This window comes from Kineosporia sp. A_224 (genome assembly GCF_002198655.1).
Classification (GTDB): domain Bacteria; phylum Actinomycetota; class Actinomycetes; order Actinomycetales; family Kineosporiaceae; genus R-H-3.
In genome coordinates, this window is sequence record NZ_MWLN01000165.1 from 12,405 (window position 1) to 31,760 (window position 19,356).

The following is a 19,356-nucleotide window of genomic DNA, read 5'->3' on the forward strand; positions in this document are numbered from 1 at the left end:
CCTGCGACGAGCCGACCGGCCACCGGACGGCACCGGACCACCTGGGGGCGGGGCACCCTCAGGTGGTCCGGTGCACCGGTGCCACGAGGTCGGGGGCCTCGTGACGGCGTTCCCCCGGGCGAGGGAACGCCACCTCGCCGCCGGCCGCGCACACCAGCCAGGCGACGAGGACCAGGTCGGTGGCGACGAGCACGGGGACGGCGGCCCCCGCGGCGCGGACATGCGCCCGTACCGTCTCGCCGCGGGCCACGCAGCGCCGGTCGCAGGACGCCGAGCCGCCGGCGACGAGCGCCGGGTCCTGCGCCGCGTGGAAGTGCGCGGACGACGACGCCAGCTCGCGGTCCTGGGCCCGGACGTCGAGCACCGCCTCCGCCCCGAGCTGCAGGGTGGCCACGACCCCCGCGCCGAACACGAGCAGCCCGGCCGCGGCGAACGTCCGCGACCACCCCGGCGCGGCCCGTCGGTCCGCCACGGCGCGGAGGACCGCGAGGGTCAGTCCGGCGTAGACGGGCAGCAGGACGACGGCGCCGACCACCCAGTCGACGAGCAGGTCGTGCTCGCGCCCGACGACGCCGACCGCGCCGCGCAGGGCCGCGGCGACGAACCCGTTGGCGGTGGCCAGGACGGCGCCGACGACGAGGGCCTGCACGAGCAGGACCGGCCCGACCGGGCGGCCCTGCCGTGCGCGGCCGGCGACGTCGGGCGGCATCAGGTGATCTCCCAGCCGAACATCATCGCGTGGTCCTCGTGCGCGAGGTTGTGGCAGTGCGCCACGTAGGGACCGGTGAAGTCCCGGAACCCGCGGTAGAGGATCACCGACTCGCTGGGGTCGAGTGCCGCGAGGTCCTCGCGCGAGAGGTCGTCGGGGTGCCCGGCGTCCTTGCCGGCGGTGACGTCCTTGCCGTTGCGCATGACCGTGCGGTGCTCCTCCATGTGGAGGTGGAACGGGTGCACCCAGCCGCCGCCCCCGTTGCGGATCTCCCAGAGGTTGAAGGAGCCCTTCTTCTGCTGGGCAAGCGGGCTCTTCCCGGCCGGGTTCTTCATGCTCGTCGCGACCTGGTTCGGCTCGAACGGCTGGCCGTTGATGAGCCACTCGATCTCGCCGCCGGCCCCGCCGCGCTGCACCTCGAAGACGTGCCGGTTGTCCAGCAGCGTCTTCCAGTTGCTCGGGATCGGCGTGAGCGGGCGCATCTTCGTCGGGATCTTGCTGTTGTCGACGACGGCTTCCTCGATGATGATCTTGATCATCGGGATCTTGTAGCTCGGGTCGGCGGAGAACCGGGTCGAGCTGTCCCACATCCGGCCGTCGCCCATCTTCATGACGTTCGTCAGGTAGATGACGTCGCCCGGCGTGGTCGGGGTGCCGTCCTGGTACCTGGTGAAGTCGACGACGACCTCGCGGCGCTTCGCGGGCCACAGCTCGAAGGAGTCGCGGACGATCGGCTTGGGGAGCAGGCCGCCGTCGGAGGCGATCTGGGTGAACTTCATGCACTGCTGGCCGTCCGGGATCCGGTACTGGCCCTGCAGGTCCTCACCCGTCAGCCCGAGGTCCCGGGCCGCGACCGGGCCCTTGGACGACGTCATGAGCTTGAACTCGTAGATCCGGGCGATCGATGCGTCGAGGAAGCGCAGCCGGTACTTGCGGCGCTTGACCCGCAGCACCGGGTAGGCGGTGCCGTTGACGGTGAAGATGTCGCCGACGAAGCCGTGGTTCGGGAAGTGCTTGAAGAAGCTCTTGCCCCACCACTCCGGGTGCGTGCGCGGGTTGCCCGCGAGCGGGAACTCGCCCTGGCTGTCGTGGATGTCCTTGTGCGTCGTCACGCCGTCGTCGAGCCGCAGGTCGTAGAACGCCAGCGGGATGTCGTACTTGACGTCGAACGAGCCGTCACCGTTGTCGCGGCGCACGCCGGGCAGCCGCAGGCCCTGGCGCTCGTCGCCGCCGTCGTACATGCCGGACAGGCCCTGGTAGCCGGTCTTGGGGTCGTAGATCGGGTAGAGGCCGACCATGCCCTTGTAGACGTTCGAGCCGGTGTGGTCCATCCGGTGGTCGTGGAACCAGAAGAAGCTCTGCTTCTCCCGGTCGTCACCGCCCGCCGGCCAGTTGAGGTACAGGTTGTCGACCCACATCTGCGGCAGGTAGCCGTGGTGCTTGGGCCCGTACCGCATGGAGTAGTGCGGGTTGCCGTCGCTCTCGGGAGCGGTGTGCGCGTTGTGCAGGTGGGTGAGGAACGACCAGTCGGGCGCCCCGAAGTCCTGCCGGTCGAGCCCGAGCGGGTTCTCGTGGAGCCGGTTCTCGAACCGCACGAGGGCCGGCCTGCCGTACTCGGCATTGATGCGCGGCCCCGGGAAGGTCCCGTTGAAGCCGTAGATCGTGCTCAGCGGGAGGTCACGGACCGTCCCCGCGGCCACCGGGTTGCCCCGTTCGTCGAACGAGGTCGTCGGCTTGCCGAAGGCGTCGATCGGCAGCACCTTCGACGTCGTGAACGCGTGCTGGCTGACGAGGACGTCGATCTTGTAGACGATTGGGTCGGGGTAGCCGACCTTGCCCGGCCACAGCTGGTGGGCCTGGTTGCCCAGCGAGTTCTGCTGGCCGGTGCCGGGACCGGGAGGGCTCGGCCAGGCGCTGTACTCGGACTGCGGCACCGGGCGCAGCGCCGGCGGGATCGGCAGCGCGTCGGAGAACGGCGACACGATGAGCGGGCTCGTCGGGAAGGCCTCGAGGTAGACCGCGTCGGAGAAGGCCACGGACGCCGCGCCCACGAGGCCCTGCGGCGAGAGCTGGCCCTTCGTGGCGAGCGCGGGCACCGCGACCACGCGGGCCGCGGCGACCCCGGCCGCCGCCGTCCCGGCGGCGCCGAGCCGCAGCGCGGTCCGGCGGGAGAGCCCGCGGTGCTGCGGTCGCGCCGCTGCGGCGTCGGGTGCCGTCACCGGCTCCGGGTGGGTCACGGCGCCGTCACGGCGCACGTCATCGTCGATGCTCACGGGTCGTACTCCTTCGCCCCTAGGCCTGTCGGCCTGTCTTCGTCTGCGGGGCGCGCACCGTGCCGGGCCGCCCCTGGCCGGTCCAGCCGTCGCACCCGGCAGGACCCGCGAGGACGATCATCAGCAGGTGGCGGGCCCCCTCGGCAGCCGCGGGTTGGGGGGGCCCGGCTAAGCCCTCGCTAAGCCGGTTCGCCGGTCGGGGCAGGGCTGTCAGGGGCCGTGGCGCCCGGCAGGAGCAGCGTGAACCGTGTCGGCTCACGGGAGGTGAGCTCGAGCCGGCCGCCCTCCGCGGCGACGAGCGAGCGCGCGAGCGCGAGGCCGATCCCCCGGCCGCCGGCCGTCGTCACCCCGCGCCGGAACAGCTCCGCGCTCGGCAGCCGCGCCGTGTCGCCCTCGTCCGCGACGTCGACCGCGACCGCCCCGTGGGCGTCCCGGACCGTGACCGTGACGGCTCCCCTGCCGTGGGTCAACGCGTTGTCGAGCAGGGCGTCCAGCGCCTGCCGGACGGCGGCCTCGGCCGCGGTCGTGCCGGCCGAGCGGGCGGCGACCAGGACGTCGAGCGGGCGGTCGGCGCGGGCGTACGCGGCCGCCCAGCGCGACCCCGCCATCCGGCCGAGCGCCTCCGGGGCGAGCGGCCGGGCCTGCGGGTCGCCGGTCCGGGAACCGGCCGGCCGGCGCAGCGAGACGAGGTCGTCGACGACGACGACGAGCCGGTCGGTCGCCTCCGAGACAGTCCCGAGCCCGGCGCGCAGCGCGCGGTCCGGCCCGGCCAGCGCCGCCTCGACCGCGAGGCGCAGCCCGGTGAGCGGCGTGCGCAGCTGGTGCGTCGCGTCGTCCGCGAAGCCTGCCTCCCGCTCGAGCAGGGTGCCGAGCCGCTCCCCGGTCGCCGTCAGCGCCGCGGCGGCCTCGTCGAGCTCGGGGATGCCGGTGCGGCGGACGTCGACGGCGAAGACCCCCTCGGCGAGGGCCCGGGTCGCCGTGGTGAGGTCCTGGATGGGCGCCGACACCCGGACCGACAGCCGGCGGGCGACCAGGGCGGTCAGCCCGAGCACGAGCAGGCCGAGCGCGGCCAGCCCGAGGACCGACTGCACGGTCCGGACCCGCACCGCCGTCGTGGGCTCGGCGGCCCGCACCAGCGCGACGACGACACCCCGCTCCTCGACGGGGATCTCGACGACCCGGGAGCCGGCGGCGTCCGACTGCCGCGGCCAGGGGTCGTCGAGGGAGAGCAGCGGCGTCGTGGCCGGTCCCTCCCCGGCGACGAGCCGGCCGTCGGGGCCGTAGACCGCCAGGCGCACCCCGGCGCTGCGGCCCGCCACGTCGCGGGCGACGGCCGCCCGGGCCGAGCCCGCGAGGCCGGCCGGGTCCAGGGCACCCGCCAGGCGCAGCGCGGCCCGCTCGAGCCCGGCGTCGGCGTCGCGCAGCAGGACGACGTGGATGACGACCGCGAGCGGCGCGGCGAAGAGCACGATCGCGACGAACGTCGTGACGAGGGAGCTGACCACCAGCCGCCGCCGCACCGGGCCTCCTGGGCGCGGCCCCTGATCTGGGTGTTGACCGCGACGGCGCCGATCGTAGCCTTGGGGCATGCCAGGGGCGCTGGTGGTGGAGGACGACGAGATCATCGGCCGGATCCTGGCCGCGGGACTCGAGGAGCAGGGGCACGAGGTCACGTGGTGCGTGACCGGTGCCCTGGCTCTGCGTGCCGCGACGCAGGGGCCGGTCGGGGTCTGCATCGTCGACCTGGGCCTGCCGGACGCGGAGGGGCTCGACGTCGTCCGGAGCCTGCGGCGCAGCCATCCGCAGGCGGTCATCGTCGTCGCGACCGCCCGCGGCGAGGCGATCGACATCGTCGCCGGGCTCGACGCCGGTGCGGACGACTACCTCGTCAAGCCGTTCACGATGATGGAGGTGCTCGCCCGGCTGCGCGCGCACACCCGGCGGCTGTCGCCCGTGGCGCCGCCTGCGCCGCTCGTCGCCGGTGCGCTGACGGTCGACACCGACCGCCGGACCGTCAGCGTCGGCGGGGTCACGGCACCGGTGCGGCCCAAGGAGCTCGAGCTCCTCGCCCTGCTCGCACGGTCCGTCGGCCGGGCCGTCAGCCGCCAGGTCGTGCTGCGCGAGCTGTGGCCGGACCCCGGACGTTCGGCGCAGAAGTCGCTCAACGTCACGTTGACGACGCTGCGCCAGAAGCTCCAGGAGGCGGCGACGACGGCCGGTGTGGACGCGCCGGTCATCACGACGCTGCACTCCTTCGGGTACCGCCTGGAGGTGGACGGCGCAGCGTGCGGCTGAGCGCGACCGGCGGCGGCCCGCTCAGCGGGCGAGGACGTCCTCGTGGTTGTGCACCGCGAGCCAGCGACCCCCGACCCGGCGCCAGACGCTCGTGTTCCGGACCGTCTCGTCTGGGTGCCCGCCGTGGAAGCGGACGACGAGCGTGTGCCGCAGCAGCGCGACGTCGTCCCAGACGTCGACCACCGGCTCACCGGCCTCGATCGCCCGCACCCGCGGCCCCTCCCCCGCCGCGGGCCGGGCCGCCCGCAGCGCCGCCAGCCCGCCGAGCCCGACGACGAGCGGGACGTGCTCGGAGTCCCAGATCGTCACGTCGGGGTGCAGGTGCGCGTCGGCCGTCACGGGGTCACCGGCGAGGAACGCCGCGTAGACCGCGTTGATCGCCGCCCAGACCTCGGCGGCGTCACCGGTGAGGTGCTCGGTCATGCGGGGGCTCCGATCGCGCGCAGGGCGGGCAGGACGTCCGTGCCGAGCACCCGGACGGCGCCGACCGGGTCCGGCCCGAGCGGTGGCCCGAAGGACAGGTGGTCCGCGCCGAGGGCGACGAGGCCGCGGCAGCGGTCGACGACGTCCTGCGCGGCCCCGGCGATGCCGAGCGACAGCATCCGGTCGTCGACGAGGGCGGCGGCGTCCTCGCCGCGCTGCGCCAGCCGCGCCGCCGGGAGGAAGTCGCCCGGGGCGAGCCCGGCGGCGGCGAGCAGCGTCGGCGAGATCGAGGGCCCGTAGTACGCGAGCTTGTTCGCCAGCGCCGCACGGCCGGCGGCGGCGTCCTGCGCCACGGAGACCCAGAAGCAGGCCGGCAGGTCGAAGGCCGCGCGGCTGCGGCCGGCCGCCGCGATGCCGTCCTCGACCTGGCGGCGGGCGACGGCGAAGTGCTCCGGCGGGTAGAGCAGGGGCAGGGCGCCGTCCGCGCACTCACCGGCCATGTGCAGCATCCGAGGGCCCATCGCCCCGACGTAGACCGGCACGGCGCGTCCGACAGGGATGCCGAGCGGCCGTTTCGCGGCGGCCCAGCCGGGCAGCCCGGCCGGGTCGACGTCCTCGTGCCCGAGGAGCAGGCGCAGCACGTGGACCGCCTGCCGGGTCGTCCCGAGCGGGGCCGGGCGGGCGAGCCCCGCCCAGCCGAGGAACTCCTCCGAGCCCGCGCCGAGCCCGAGGCTGAACCGGCCGCCGCTCAGCTCCTGCAGCGTCGCCGCGGCCATCGCGACCTCGACGACGTTCATCGAGTACGGGTTCATCACCGCGATCCCGAGCCCGAGCGTCGTGGTCCGTGCCGCGAGCGCGGCGACGAGCACGGGGGCGCTGCGCAGGAACAGGTCGTTCGACACCCACAGCTGGTCGAAGCCGAGGTCCTCGGCGGTGCGGGCGAGCAGCACGAGGTCGTCGGGGCCGAGGTCGTTGTTGAGCCGCAGGGAGAACCTCATCCGGGCGCCGTCCCCGCGGCCGCCGCCGGACCGGTGCCCGGCCCGACGAACGCCTCGGCCTCCACCTCGACGAGGAAGCCGTCGCCGACGAGCCCGGCGACGTAGTACGTGCTGTTCGCCGGCGGTGCGGCACCGAAGACCTCGCCGTGCGCGCGGGTCGCGGCCTCCCAGTCGGCGCCCGGGGCGAGCAGGACGCGGGTGCGGACGACGTCGTCCCGGGTGCCGCCGAGCGCCTCGACCGCGGCGAGGACGACGCCGAGGCAGTGCCGGGCCTGGCCGTAGGTGTCCCCGGGGAACAGGGCCGCGCCGTCCGGCCCGTGCGCGGTCGTGCCGCTCACCGCCACGAGCGGACCGCGGCGGACCGCCCGGCTGTACCCGCCGACGTCCTGCCACCCCGTGCCGTCCCGCAACCGTTGCGTTCCGGCACCCGTCGCGGCCGGCCCGCTCACGCGTCGGCCCGGGCGGACGGCGCGGCCCGCACGAGGCACGCCACCTCGCGGCCGGCGACGGTCTCCGGGCGCGGGTCGGTCGTGCGGCAGCGGTCCTCCACGATCGGGCACCGCGGGTGGAACCGGCAGCCGGACGGCGGGTCCGCCGGGTCGGGGACGTCACCCGGCAGGTCCGCGGGCAGCACGCCGCCGCCGTCCGGCCGCGGGATCGCCGCGACGAGGGCCTGCGTGTACGGGTGCTGCGGGCGGGACCAGACCTGCTCGGTCGTGCCGACCTCGACGACCCGCCCCAGGTACATGACGGCGACCCGGTCGGCGACCTGCCGCACGACGGACAGGTCGTGCGAGACGAGCAGCAGCCCGATGCCGCCGTCGCGGACCAGCCCGGAGAGCAGGTTCGCGACCGTCGCCTGCGCGGAGGCGTCGAGCGCGCTGATCGGCTCGTCGGCGACGATGCACAGCGGGTCGGCGGCGAGGGTGCGCGCGATGGCGATCCGTTGCCGCTGGCCGCCGCTGAACTCGTGCGGGTAGGCACCGGCCGCGGACGCCGGCAGCCCGACCCGCTCGAGCAGGGCCGCGGCCCGCGTGCGGCCCTCGGCACGGCTGCCGCCGCCGAGGGTCACGCCGTCGGCGACGAGGTCGCCGACCGTGCGCCGCGGGTTGAGCGAGGAGTACGGGTCCTGGAACACCATCTGGAGCCGGCGCAGCCGGCCGGGGCGGGCACCCCGGCCGATCGTCGTCACCGGCTCGCCGAGGAAGCGGGCCGAGCCGGCGGCGAGCGGCTCGAGGCCGACCGCGGCCCGCCCGAGCGAGGACTTGCCGCAGCCGGACTCCCCGACGAGGCCGACGACCTCGCCGGCGGCCACCGTGAGGTCGACGCCGTCGACCGCGCGCACCCGGGCACCGCGGCGGCCGTACTCGACGGCCACCCCGGTCAGCTCGAGCAGCGTCGGCTCCGCGGCGGGCGTGGCGCCGGTCATGCCGGAGCCCCCTCGGCCACGGGCGCGGCGTCGTCCCGCGGCAGCGGGTCCGGCGGGCAGGCCAGCAGGTGCCCCGCGGCGACCGGCAGCGGCTCGGGGCGGTCGGTGGAGCAGGCCGGGACGGCGAAGGCGCACCGCGGGTGGAACGGGCAGCCGGCCGGCACATCGCCGAGCGAGGGCGGGCTGCCCGGGATCGGCCGCAGCGCGACCCGGGCCGGGTCGTCGGCGGCCTCGGGGTGCGGCAGCGCGTCGAGCAGCCCTCGCGTGTACGGGTGCCGCGGCGCGGCGAGCACCTGCGCGCGGGGGCCGCTCTCGGCGAGCCGGCCCGCGTACATCACCGCGACGCGGTCGGCGACCGCCGACATCACCCCGAGGTCGTGGGTGATGACGAGGACAGCGAGCCCGCGCTCGCGGCGCAGCCGGTCGAGCAGCCGCAGGATCCCGGCCTGGACGGTGACGTCGAGCGCCGTCGTCGGCTCGTCGGCGAGCAGCAGCCGGGGCCGGGCGGCGAGCGCCACGGCGATGGCGATCCGCTGCCGCATGCCGCCGGAGAACTGGCCCGGGTAGGCGCCGAGCGCCCGCTCGGGGTCGGGGATCCGGACCGTCGCGAGCAGGTCGACCGCCTCCGCCCGGGCGGCGCTCTTCGACAGGCCCAGGTGGTGGCGCATGTGCTCGGTGACCTGGGTGCCGACGGGCAGGATCGGGTGCAGCGCCGTCGAGGGGTCCTGCGACACCATGGCGATCTGCCGGCCGCGCAGGTCACGGAGCTGCCGGCGGCCCAGCGTGAGCAGGTCGCGTCCGTCGAACCGGGCCGAGCCGCTCGTCCGGGCGCCGTGCGGGAGCAGGCCGAGCAGCGTCATCGCCGTCATCGTCTTGCCGCTGCCGCTCTCCCCCGCGATGCCGACGATCTCGCCCTCGCCGACGTCGAAGGACAACCCGTCGACGGCGGGCCGCAGGCCGCGCCGGGTCGGCAGCTCGACGCGCAGGTCCTCGACCCGAAGCAGCGGTTCCACGGCGCTCACTCGCGCAGCGCCCGGGCCGTGCGCGGGTCGAGCACGTCGCGCAGGGTGTCCCCGACGAAGTTGAACGCCAGGACGACCGTGAGGATCGCCAGGCCCGGGAACAGGCCGACCCACCAGCGGTCGAAGTTCTGCGACCCGGCGGCCACCATCGCGCCCCACTCCGGCGTCGGCGGCTGCGCCCCGAGCCCGAGGAACGACAGGCCGGACAGCAGCAGGACGGCGTTGCCGATGTCGAGCGCCGACATGACGAGGACGGGGCCGGCGATGTTCGGCCGGACGTCGACGAACAGGGTCCGCAACCCGGACGCGCCGAGCAGCCGGGAGGAGACGACGTACTGGGAGGTCCGGGCGGCGAGGACGAGGCTGCGCACGAGACGGGCGTAGCCGGGCCAGGACACGATGACGACGGCGATGACGGCGTTGCGCAGCTGCGGGCCGAGCGCGGCGGCGATCGCGAGCGCGAGGATGATGCCGGGGAACGCGAAGACGAGGTCGGCCAGCCGCATCGCGACCGAGTCGACCCAGCGGCCGAAGAAGCCGGCGACCGCGCCGACCACCGAGCCGATGAGGGTCGAGGCCGCGACGAGGACGAAGGCGAGCGGGAGCGAGATCCGGGCGCCGTGGATCACCCGGGACAGGACGTCGCGGCCGAGCTCGTCGGTGCCGAACCAGTGCGCGCCTGAGGGCGCCTGGAGGATCGCGGCGTCCTGGGCGAGCGGGTCGCTCGGGGCGACCCACGGCGCGAGGGCCGCGAGGACGAGCCAGCCGGCGATGATCGTCAGCCCGACGACCGCGAGCGGGGAGCGCCACGGCGCGCGGGCGACCCGGGTGACGTCCGGGGTCGTCACCGCCGCGGCCTGCACGGAACCGGCGCTCACGACAGCCGGATCCGTGGGTCGATGACGCCGTAGAGCAGGTCGACGAGCAGGTTGATCGCGATGTAGACCGCCGCGACGACCACGCTCACGCCCATGATCGCCGGCAGGTCGAGGTTCTTGGCGCTCGTGTACGCGTACTGCCCCAGACCCGGCCAGGAGTAGATCGTCTCGACGAGGACGGTGCCGGAGAGCAGGCTGCCGAACGCGAGGCCGGCCACGGTGATGATCGAGATGAGTGCCGGGCGCAGCACGTGCCGGACGACGACGACCCGCTCGGGCAGGCCCTTGGCCCGGGCGGCGCGGACGTAGTCGTTGCCGAGGATCTCGAGCATCGAGGCCCGGGTGAAGCGCAGCAGCATCCCCACGGTGTAGGTGGCGAGGACGAGCCCGGGCAGCACGAGGTGCTCCAGCGCGGAGCCGAGGACGCCCCACTGGCCCGCCAGGGCGGCGTCCACGGTGAACATCCCCGTGGTGCGCGGCGGCGGGGTGAGCGCCGGGCCGAGCCGGCCGCCGCCGGGCAGCCAGCCGAGCTTGTAGAAGAAGACGAAGAACGCGAGCAGCGCGATCCAGAACGTCGGCATGGAGACGCCGGCGAGGCTCACGACGCGCAGCACCTGGTCCGGCCAGCGGTCGCGGAAGACCGCGGCGACGATGCCGAGGGTGACGCCGACGACGAGCGAGAGCACGATGGCGAACAGGGCGAGCTCGAACGTCGCGGGGATGTACTCGGCGAGGTCGGCCTTGACGCTGCGGTGGCTCTGCTGCGACTCCCCGAGGTCACCGCGGACGAGCTTGCCGAGGTAGACCCCGTACTGCACCGGCAGCGGCTTGTCGAGGCCGTACTGCGCCCGGAACGCGGCGACCGCGGCCGGGTCCTCGACGGCCCGGTTGCCGAGGTTCGCGGCGGCCGGGTCGCCCGGGACGAGCTGGGTGAGGACGAACGAGACGAGCGTGATCCCCACGCACAGGACGGCACCGGCGACGAGCCGCTTGGCGAGGAAGCGCCACAGGTCCCGGCGGGGCGCCCGCGTGCGCGGGCGTCCCACCGGGACCGGGAGGGCGTTGTCGGCAGAGCTCACTGTCGGGACGGGTCCTAACCGAGCTCGCTGAGCGTCGCGAGCCAGACCGCGTTCGACTGCACGTTCTTCACCGACTGGCCGGCGACGACGATCTGCGCCGGCTGCAGGAGCGGCATGAACGGGCTCGACGTGTTGAGCTCGGTCTGGATCTGCTCGTAGAGCTTGACCCGCTCCGCGTCGTCGACCGTCGTCGCGGCCTTCTCGCCGAGCGCCTCGAGCGCGGGGTTCGCGCCCTTGACGTAGCCGGCGCGCTTGCCGACGAGCTGGTCCGGGAGGAAGACGAGGTAGTCGCCCGGGTCCGGGTAGTCCGGGCCCCAGAACCACAGCCCCATCTGCTCCTTGCCGTCGCGGTACTCCGCGAGGGCGGTCTGCACCGACGAGCCCTTGAGGTTCACCGTGATGCCGACCTCCTTGAGGTTGGCCTGCACCCGGGCGGCGAGGTCGCCGAAGGCGATGCCGTTGGAGGCGAAGTCGCTCGGGTAGCCGATGTCGACCGTCGGGTTGCTGATGCCCGACTTCGCCAGCGCCGCCTTGGCCCGGGCGACGTCCCGCTTGACGCCGGACCCGGCGGGCAGGCTGCCGAGGAACATCGTCGGGATGACGCCGGCGGCCTGGGTGGAGCCGGTGCCCGCGAGGGCGACGAGACCGTCGTAGTCGATCCCGTAGCGGACGGCCTCCTGGAAGTCCTTGTTCGCCGTCGTCGCGGAGATCTTGGGGTCGTTGTTCGTGAAGAGGAAGAAGACGTTCGGCGAGGCGCCGTTGACGACCTGCACGTCCTTCATGCCCTCGGCCTGGGTCGGCGAGAGGTCGAGCGCGATCTGGGACTCGCCCTTGGTGACGTTCAGCTTCTGGACGTTCGCGGCGACGTTGCGCAGCACGACCTTGGAGTAGGCGGGCTTGGTGCCCCAGTACTTCGCGTTCGCCTCGAGGACGACCTGGGTCGTCGTGCTGAAGCTCGTCAGCGTGTACGGCCCGCTGCCCTGCGACGCCGTGTTGAGCGCCGTCTCGGCCTTGTCGTTCTTGTCGGCCCCCTCGGCGTCCGTCCCGCCCGAGGCCTTGACGGCCTTGGAGTTGAGGATGCCGAGCGCCGGGTTCGGCACGATGAACGGGATCGACGGGTTCGGCTTCTCGCTCGTGAGCACGACCGTCGAGGCGTCCGGCGCCGTCACGGTGATGCCGGCCATGAGGAACGACGGGTTGCCCGCGATCGCCTTGACCCGGTTGAGGGAGAACAGGACGTCGGCCGAGGTGACCGGCGTGCCGTCGGAGAAGACCGCGTCGCTGCGCAGCTTGAACGTGTACGTCGTGCCGTCCGGGGACGCCGTGTAGGACTCGGCGAGGTCCGGCACCGGCTTCTTGACGTCGCCGCCGGTGAAGGTGAGGAGCGTCGAGTAGAGGGCGCGGTCGATGAGCAGACCCGTCGTCTCGAACATCCGGCCCGGGTCGACCGTCTTGAGGTTGAAGGTCGTGTCGACGACGAGGGTCTGGTTCGCGGGCGCGGCGGCCGAGCCGGTGCCGGAGGCCGGCGTGCCTGCCGAGCTCCCGCCCCCGCACGCGGCGAGCGCCATGAGCGCCACCAGCGACGCCGAGCCGACGACGAACGAGCGTTTGCGCATGCTGCCCTCACTTCCGAGGTGGTCGACGGGCCGTCCGCCCGCGCGGCGCCGCCAGTGCAAACGATTACGCAACCCGGCGACTGCGCCACGGTCGCAGCACCGCAACCGGCCGTCAAGCAAGATCCGCGCCCCGGGGCGCCTTGTATCCCAACCGCAACATCACCGTCTCCCGGCCGTCACCCGGCCCACCGTCACCCGCCCGGCCGTCACCGCGGCGGCGCACCGCACGAGGCCCGCACCGTGAGGTGGGTGCCCACCCGGAACTCCCCCGGCCGGGTCGTCCCGGGCCGGGCACCGGTGATCCGCTCGAGCAGGAGCCGGGCGGCGAGCTCGCCCATCTCCGCCGGGTTGATGTCGACGACCGTGACCGCGGGGTGCCACCAGCGCATGATCTCGGCGTCCTCGTAGCAGACGACGCTCAGCCGGCCCGGCACGTCGACGCCCGCCTCGTGGAGCGCGGGGAGCGCCCCGAACGCCGCCTCGTGGTTCGTCACGAGCAGCGCGGTCGGGCGCCGCCGGGCCGGCAGCGCGAGCAGCCGCCCCACCGCGGCACGCCCGTGGGCGGGGGTGAACGGGCCGGGCAGGACGAGCTCGGCGGCCTCGGCGACCCCGGCGTCCTGCAGCCCGAGCCGGTAGCCGGCGAGCCGCTCCCGGCCGGACGTCACGGTCTGCGGGCCGCACACGACGGCGATCCGGCGGTGCCCGAGGCCCGCGAGGTGGGCGGTGGCGTCCCGCGCGCCCGTGAGGTCGTCGACGAGCACGCAGTCGCCGGCCGGCCGGTCGGGCCGCCGGGCCAGGTGGACGGCGGGCAGCGCGAGCCGGCGCAGCTCGTCGATGGCCGGTGCGTCGGCGCCGACGACGACGACCCCCTCGGCACTGTGGTCGGCAAGCATCCGCAGCGCCTCGAGCTCCTGCGCCGCGTCGCCCCCGGTCACGGACAGCACCATCTGGTAGCCCTGCTCCGCGAGACGCTGCTGCACGACCTCGGCGATGACATGGAAGCTCACGTTCACGAGGTTCGTCACGACGAGGCCGACGAACCGGGACCGGGAGGTGCGCAGCGCGCGGGCGCTGGCGTTGGGCCGGTACCCGAGACGGTCCGCGGCCTCGCGGACCCGGCGCACGGTGTCCGCGCTCACCCGGGGCGAGCCGTTGAGCGCCCGGGAGGCGGTCGCCACCGACACCCCGCACTCGGCCGCGACGCCGCGCAGGTCGACGGCCACGGCTCTCCCTCCTCGCACGCTCCCGGCGACGATAGTTGCGCAAACGATTGTCCAGGTCGAGTCTTGGGGACCATGCAGCAGCTCGACGACCTCGCGGACCGGTTCTGGCGGTGGCGCGCCGTGCAGCAGCCGCGCAGCCGGGACGACATCCCCCGGCTCGACCGCCCGGCGGGCTGGCTGCCCGAGGTCGGCGCGGACGCCGTGGCGCGGCACCGCGCGGCCCGGGACGGCTTCGCCGCCGAGCTCGCGGACCTCGCCGCGGCGGTCGCCGGGGCCCCGGTCGCCGACCGGGTCGACCACCGGCTGCTGCGCTCGGCCGTCGCCCGGCTCACGTGGGAGCTCGACGTCCTCGAGGTGTGGGCGCAGCCGCGGTTCTACGTCGACCAGGCGATCGGCCCGGTCTTCGACACCCTGCTGCGCCCCGGTGTCGACGCGGAGCGCGCCGCGGAGGTGCTGCGGCTCCTGCGGGCCGCGCCCGGCACGCTCGCCACCGGGCTGGAGCTGGTCGAGGGTCGCTGCGTCGCCCCCTTCACGCGGTCGGCCGTCGACGAGCTCGCCGACGTCGAGGCGCGGGTCGTCGCGAGCGCGCAGGCGCTCGTGGCGGCCGTCGCGGACCTGCCGCCCGGGGTCGCCGAGGACCTGCTCGCCGCCGCCGCGGAGGCCGGGCGCGCGCTGGGCGCCTTCCGGGACACCCTCGCCACCTGGCTGCCCGGGCTGCCGGACGCCGAGCCCGTCGGCCGGGAGCCCTACGCCTGGTTCCTCCGCGAGGTCGCCTGCGTGCCGTGGTCGCCGGAACGGGTCCGGGACGTCGGGCGCCTGGAGTACGACCGGGCACGGGCGTTCGAGCTCGTCGCGCGCAACCGGGCCGCCGCGGTCCCGCAGCCGGACCTGCCCGCCGACGCCGCCGCCCAGGCCGCGGACGAGGCCCGCGGGATGGCGCAGGTCCGGGCCTTCTACGAGGAGCAGGGCCTGCTCACCCAGCCGGACGCGCTGCGCGACTACCTCAACCTGCCGATGCCGCCGTACCTCGAGCCGTTGCGGTTCCTCGGCGTCACCGACGACCTCACCGGTCCCGACCGGCTCGACGAGGACGGCATCGCGTACGTCCCCGCCCCGGGGCCGGACCTGCCGTACTTCTACGCCGCGAACGCGCGCGACCCCCGGCTCGGCATCGTCCACGAAGGGGTGCACTTCCAGCAGCTCGCGCTGTCCTGGGCGCACCCGCGGCCGGTCCGGCGGCACTACTACGACTCCGGCTCCAACGAGGGCATCGCCTTCTACAACGAGGAGCTCATGCTCGCCGCGGGGCTGTTCGACGACGCCCCGCACTCCCGGGCGATCCTCGCGAACATGATGCGGCTGCGTGCCCTGCGGGTGGAGGTCGACGTCGCGCTCGCGCTCGGGGACCTCGACGTCGCCGGTGCCGCGGACGTGCTGGAGAGCCGCGTCCCGATGGACCGCGAGACCGCCGTCGAGGAGGCCTCGTTCTTCGCCGAGTGCCCCGGGCAGGCGATCACCTACCAGATCGGCAAGAGCCAGGTCCTCGCCCTCGTCGCCGACGCGGCGCGGGTCGAGGGCGACACCTTCGAGCTGCGGCGGCTGCACGACGCGTTGTGGCTCAACGGGAACGTGCCCGTCGCGCTGCTGCGCTGGGAGCTGCTCGGGCTCACCGACGAGCTCGCGGCGATCGGCGTGGAGCCGTGACGGCGGCCCTGCGCGCCGACGTCCGCCCGAGCACCCTCGTCACCGGCTGCCACGTCTTCGACTCCGTCCACGACGGCGTCCTGCGCGACGCCGCGGTGCTCGTCGGCGACGACGGCCGCATCCTCGCGGTCGGGCCGGAGCCGCAGGTCCGGGCCGACGTGGCCCGCGGTCCGGCCGGGGACACCGTCCGCGAGATCGACCTCGGCGGCGCGCACGTCATGGCCGGGCTGGTCAACATGCACACCCACTTCTCGCTGTCGCTGCCCGGGGCCGCCGGTGACGAGATCATGGCGATGGGGCCGTACGCGCTCGCGCTCTACATGGCGGACGGCGCCCGGCGCACGCTGCTCAGCGGCGTCACGACGGTCCGCTGCGTCGCGGAGAAGGACCACTCCGAGCTCGACCTGCGGCGTGCTGTCGACGCCGGCCGGGTCCCGGGCCCGCGGATCTTCACCGCGGGCCGGGCACTCGTGTGCACCGGCGGGCACGGGCACGACAGCCCGGACACCCTCGAGTGCGACGGCGCCGACGGCTTCACCCGTGGCGTCCGGCTCCAGGTGAAGGTCGGCGCCGACCTCGTCAAGGTGATGATCTCCGGCGGCATCGCGGGCGAGCACGAGCAGATCTCGACGCCGCAGCTGACCCGCGACGAGATGGCGGCGGTCATCGGGACGGCGCACGCCTGGGGCCGCAAGGTCACCGCGCACGCGGGCCCGGCGTCGGTCATCGCCGAGGCCGTGGAGCTGGGCCTCGACTGCGTCGAGCACGGCTACCAGCTGACCGACGAGGTCGCGGCCGCGATGGCCGCGGCCGGCACGGCGCTCGTGCCGACGCTCGTCGTCACCCGGTGCGCGGCCTTCTTCGACTCCCTCGGCGTCCCGGCGTGGATGCAGCAGCGGTCGCTGGACGCCGGCCCCCGGCACGTGGAGAGCTACCGGCTCGCGCTCGCCGCCGGGGTCAGCGTGATGCTCGGCAGCGACATGCCGCCGTTCTGGCCGTTCGAGGGGACCTCCGCGACGGTCCGCGAGCTCGAGCACATGGCCGCGCTCGGCGCCGGCCACGGGCTCGACGCGCCCGCGGCGCTGCGCGCCGCGACCGTGGTCCCGGCGCGCTGGCTCGGCGCGGACGGCGACGTCGGCAGCGTGACCCCGGGCCGGTTTGCCGACCTCGTCGCGACGGACGACGACCCGACGGCCGACGTCTCGGCGCTGCGCGGCATCCGCTGGGTCATGAAGGGCGGGACCGTCGTCCGCGACGACCGCGCCGGGTACGGCCACCCCGACCACGCGGCCTGACCGGCCCGGAGGAGAGCACCATGCACGACGACGACGCCCCCGCCGCCCCGGACGAGACGGTGCTCCACGACCTGCGGGTCACCGTCGAGCGGATCGACGGCCGGCCGGTGTGCGGCCTCGCCGTCGGTGACCACTTCGACGTCGTGCGCAGCAACGAGGTCCGGCTGCCGGCCGGCAAGCACTTCTGCCTCTACGCCCTCGCGTCGGTGCTGCCGCTGCTGCCCGCCAAGCAGCGCTCCCTGCCGCCCGGGGACTGGCTCGAGCAGGACAGCCTCGTCGCCTGCCCGGACCCTGACGAGCGGCTCGTCATGCGGATCACCCGGACCGGCACGAGCCGGCTGCGGACCTCGGACCTCACGTGAGCGCGCCGACGACGGGCCCGGTGGTCCGGCAGGAGGTCGGGCTCGGCATCCAGTCGGACAAGCGTCCCGGCGACTACGCCCGGCTCGCCCGGGCCGCCGAGGACGCCGGGTTCGACGTCCTGTCGGTCTACGCGGACCTGCTCTACCAGCCGCCCCTGCCCGCCCTGCTCGAGATGGCGCACGCGACGTCCCGCGTCCGGCTCGGCGCCGCCTGCTGGAACCCGTACACGATGCACCCCTACGAGATCGCCGGCCAGCTCGCCGCCCTGGACGCCGCGAGCGCCGGGCGCGCCTACCTGGGCCTCGCCCGCGGGACGTGGCTGGGGCAGGTCGGGATCGACCAGCCGGCCCCGGTCGGGCACCTGCGCGAGGCCGTGGGCGTCGTCCGGGCCCTGCTCACCGGTGACCCGGAGCCGTTCTCCGGCAAGCACTTCCGGCTCGCGGCCGGCACCCGGCTGCGGTACGAGCTGCCCGCGCAGGTGCCGCCGGTGCTGCTCGGCACCTGGGGCCCGCGGACGGCGGCGCTCGCCGGCGAGGTCGCCGACGAGGTCAAGGTCGGGGGCAGCGCCAACCCGGCGATGGTCGACGTCATGCGGGGCTGGATCGCTGCCGGCGCGCAGCCCGCCGGGCGGGCCACCGACGACGTCGGGGTCGTCGTCGGGGCCGTGACGGTCGTCGACACCGACGCGGCCGCCGCCCGGGCGAGGGCCCGCCGCGAGGTCGCCATGTACCTGGCCGTGGTCGCCGGCCTCGACCCGACGGCCGGCGTCCCGCAGGACCTGCTCGACCGGGTCCGTGCCGAGGTCGCGGCCGGCCGGGACGACGCGGCGGGCCGGCTCGTGCCGGACGACGTCCTCGACCTCTTCGCGTTCTCCGGCGACCCCGAGCACGTCGCCGCCCAGGCCCAGGCGGTGCTCGACGCCGGGGCCCGCCGCGTCGAGTTCGGCACCCCGCACGGCCTCACGGACGCCGGCGGGGTCGACCTGCTCGGCCGCGCGGTCCTGCCGCTGCTGCGCCGGTAGCGCTGCCGTGGCTGCGGTCCCGGCCGCCTGACCCCGCTCAGCCGACCGCCGGGACCGCCGCCCGGACGACGTCGACGAGCGCGTCGACCCCGGCCCGCCCGGCGCGGTCGACGGGGACGACGAGCACGAGGTCGCGGGCGAGGGTCTCCACGGGCGCGGTGAGCCGCAGCCGGGCGCGCGGGGCGAGCCGGAGCATGAGGTCGGTGACCGGGGCGAGGCCGAGGCCCTGCTCGACGAGCCGCAGCGAGCTCGCCGTGTCGTTGACCTCGTGCGAGACGTCCGGCTCGAGCCCGGCCCGGCGGAACGCGGAGAGCACCGCCCGGCCCATCGCGGTCTCCCGCACCGGCAGGATCCAGGGCCGGCCGGCGAGGTCGGCGAGCGCGGCGCGCGCCGGCAGCCGGTCGGGGTCCGACGCGGCGGAGGCCACCATGAACCGCTCGCGCCGCAGGAGGACGAGCTCGATGTCCTTGTCCCGCGGCAGCGGCCAGTCCGGGTAGTCGAGGCCGAAGGCGACGTCGACCTCCCGGTGCCGCACGGCCGCGGCGGCGGTGTTCACGTCGACCTCGCGGGTGCGCACCCGCAGGCCGGGGTGCTCGGCGGCCGCGACCCGCAGCAGCGGGACGAGCAGTGCGGCGGCCGTGCTCCCCCACGTGCCGAGCGTCACCGGCGCCGCCGGCCGGCCCGACGCCACCGCGGCGGCCTCACGGGCCCGTTCCTCCGCCCCGAGGACGGCGTCCGCGTGGTCGACGAGGGCCCGGCCGACGTCGGTGAGGACGACGCCGCGCCCGACCCGGGCGAGCACCGGGGCGCCGACGGCCCGCTCGAGGGCGTCCATCTGCTGCGAGAGCGCGCCCGAGGTGTAGCTGAGGGAGCGCGCGACGGCGGACAGCGTCCCGAGCCGGTCGAGCTCGCGCAGGGCCGCGAGGTGGTTGAGGTTGAGCCGCACGCCGCGTCCTTCCCTGTCAGGAGCAATCTCTTAGATCCTCTGAGACATAGCCTCGGGCAAGTCTCGCTTTTCCTCAACCTTC

At 75.2% G+C, this 19,356-nt stretch carries 18 protein-coding genes; 5 read left to right on the forward strand and 13 right to left on the reverse strand.

The genetic code is table 11. The features are described 5' to 3' along the window. Positions 1–58 precede the first annotated feature (58 nt). From EDJALFJO_RS15000 to EDJALFJO_RS15010, 3 genes are all read right to left on the reverse strand, one after another. Complete coding sequence (locus EDJALFJO_RS15000; RefSeq protein WP_088286605.1) at positions 59–709, reverse strand: hypothetical protein; 651 nt, start codon at positions 707–709, stop codon at positions 59–61. Further along, positions 709–2,982 carry a multicopper oxidase family protein gene (locus tag EDJALFJO_RS15005; protein WP_198950320.1) on the reverse strand — a complete coding sequence of 758 codons (2,274 nt, stop codon included), beginning with the start codon at positions 2,980–2,982 and terminating at the stop codon, positions 709–711. Before EDJALFJO_RS15005 ends, EDJALFJO_RS15000 begins: the two co-directional genes overlap by 1 nt. A 179-nt stretch (positions 2,983–3,161) precedes the next feature. Beyond that, a complete protein-coding gene (locus EDJALFJO_RS15010; RefSeq protein WP_143448591.1) occupies positions 3,162–4,502 on the reverse strand; it encodes a HAMP domain-containing sensor histidine kinase in 1,341 nt (446 codons plus the stop codon). Between the two features lie 67 nt (positions 4,503–4,569). On the opposite strand from EDJALFJO_RS15010, the gene EDJALFJO_RS15015 reads away from it, so the two are divergent. Next, the gene (locus EDJALFJO_RS15015) at positions 4,570–5,277 is read left to right on the forward strand and encodes a response regulator transcription factor (protein ID WP_088286609.1); all 708 of its coding nucleotides are present in this window, start codon (positions 4,570–4,572) and stop codon (positions 5,275–5,277) included. A 21-nt stretch (positions 5,278–5,298) separates the two neighbouring features. On the opposite strand, the gene EDJALFJO_RS15020 is transcribed toward EDJALFJO_RS15015, so the two are convergent. The 9 genes from EDJALFJO_RS15020 to EDJALFJO_RS33550 all read right to left on the reverse strand — a co-directional run bounded on the left by EDJALFJO_RS15020 (position 5,299) and on the right by EDJALFJO_RS33550 (position 13,945). Then, positions 5,299–5,700 carry a nuclear transport factor 2 family protein gene (locus tag EDJALFJO_RS15020; protein WP_088286611.1) on the reverse strand — a complete coding sequence of 134 codons (402 nt, stop codon included), beginning with the start codon at positions 5,698–5,700 and terminating at the stop codon, positions 5,299–5,301. Next, positions 5,697–6,698, reverse strand: coding sequence for an LLM class flavin-dependent oxidoreductase (locus EDJALFJO_RS15025; RefSeq protein ID WP_088286613.1), 1,002 nt, complete (start codon positions 6,696–6,698; stop codon positions 5,697–5,699). The genes EDJALFJO_RS15020 and EDJALFJO_RS15025 overlap by 4 nt, the downstream gene beginning before the upstream one ends. Further along, complete coding sequence (locus EDJALFJO_RS15030; RefSeq protein ID WP_369812538.1) at positions 6,695–7,258, reverse strand: Rid family hydrolase; 564 nt, start codon at positions 7,256–7,258, stop codon at positions 6,695–6,697. Before EDJALFJO_RS15030 ends, EDJALFJO_RS15025 begins: the two co-directional genes overlap by 4 nt. After that, positions 7,144–8,127 (reverse strand): ABC transporter ATP-binding protein, encoded by a 984-nt coding sequence (locus EDJALFJO_RS15035; RefSeq protein ID WP_088286615.1) that lies wholly within the window; start codon positions 8,125–8,127, stop codon positions 7,144–7,146. Before EDJALFJO_RS15035 ends, EDJALFJO_RS15030 begins: the two co-directional genes overlap by 115 nt. Continuing rightward, the gene (locus tag EDJALFJO_RS15040; protein WP_088286669.1) at positions 8,124–9,140 is read right to left on the reverse strand and encodes an ABC transporter ATP-binding protein; all 1,017 of its coding nucleotides are present in this window, start codon (positions 9,138–9,140) and stop codon (positions 8,124–8,126) included. Before EDJALFJO_RS15040 ends, EDJALFJO_RS15035 begins: the two co-directional genes overlap by 4 nt. A 5-nt stretch (positions 9,141–9,145) precedes the next feature. After that, positions 9,146–10,012: an ABC transporter permease gene (locus EDJALFJO_RS15045; RefSeq protein ID WP_369812540.1), complete on the reverse strand. Its 867-nt coding sequence runs from the start codon at positions 10,010–10,012 to the stop codon at positions 9,146–9,148. Between the two features lie 11 nt (positions 10,013–10,023). Then, a complete protein-coding gene (locus EDJALFJO_RS15050; protein ID WP_198950322.1) occupies positions 10,024–11,106 on the reverse strand; it encodes an ABC transporter permease in 1,083 nt (360 codons plus the stop codon). A 14-nt stretch (positions 11,107–11,120) separates the two neighbouring features. Further along, complete coding sequence (locus tag EDJALFJO_RS15055) at positions 11,121–12,722, reverse strand: ABC transporter substrate-binding protein (protein ID WP_088286617.1); 1,602 nt, start codon at positions 12,720–12,722, stop codon at positions 11,121–11,123. Positions 12,723–12,928: 206 nt separating this feature from the next. Then, on the reverse strand, positions 12,929–13,945 hold the full coding sequence (locus EDJALFJO_RS33550; RefSeq protein WP_158220443.1) for a LacI family DNA-binding transcriptional regulator: 1,017 nt from the start codon (positions 13,943–13,945) through the stop codon (positions 12,929–12,931). A 72-nt stretch (positions 13,946–14,017) separates the two neighbouring features. On the opposite strand from EDJALFJO_RS33550, the gene EDJALFJO_RS15070 reads away from it, so the two are divergent. From EDJALFJO_RS15070 to EDJALFJO_RS15085, 4 genes are read left to right on the forward strand one after another with little or no spacing between them, the layout of a single operon-like run. Continuing rightward, a complete protein-coding gene (locus EDJALFJO_RS15070) occupies positions 14,018–15,649 on the forward strand; it encodes a DUF885 family protein (RefSeq protein WP_088286621.1) in 1,632 nt (543 codons plus the stop codon). Further along, positions 15,646–16,944, forward strand: coding sequence for an amidohydrolase family protein (locus EDJALFJO_RS15075; RefSeq protein ID WP_198950323.1), 1,299 nt, complete (start codon positions 15,646–15,648; stop codon positions 16,942–16,944). Before EDJALFJO_RS15070 ends, EDJALFJO_RS15075 begins: the two co-directional genes overlap by 4 nt. Positions 16,945–16,964: 20 nt before the next feature. After that, the gene (locus EDJALFJO_RS15080) at positions 16,965–17,306 is read left to right on the forward strand and encodes a TIGR04076 family protein (protein ID WP_088286623.1); all 342 of its coding nucleotides are present in this window, start codon (positions 16,965–16,967) and stop codon (positions 17,304–17,306) included. After that, a complete protein-coding gene (locus EDJALFJO_RS15085) occupies positions 17,303–18,328 on the forward strand; it encodes an LLM class flavin-dependent oxidoreductase (protein WP_198950324.1) in 1,026 nt (341 codons plus the stop codon). Before EDJALFJO_RS15080 ends, EDJALFJO_RS15085 begins: the two co-directional genes overlap by 4 nt. Before the next feature lie 37 nt (positions 18,329–18,365). On the opposite strand, the gene EDJALFJO_RS15090 is transcribed toward EDJALFJO_RS15085, so the two are convergent. Next, the gene (locus EDJALFJO_RS15090) at positions 18,366–19,274 is read right to left on the reverse strand and encodes a LysR family transcriptional regulator (RefSeq protein ID WP_088286627.1); all 909 of its coding nucleotides are present in this window, start codon (positions 19,272–19,274) and stop codon (positions 18,366–18,368) included. Between the last annotated feature and the right edge of the window lie 82 nt (positions 19,275–19,356).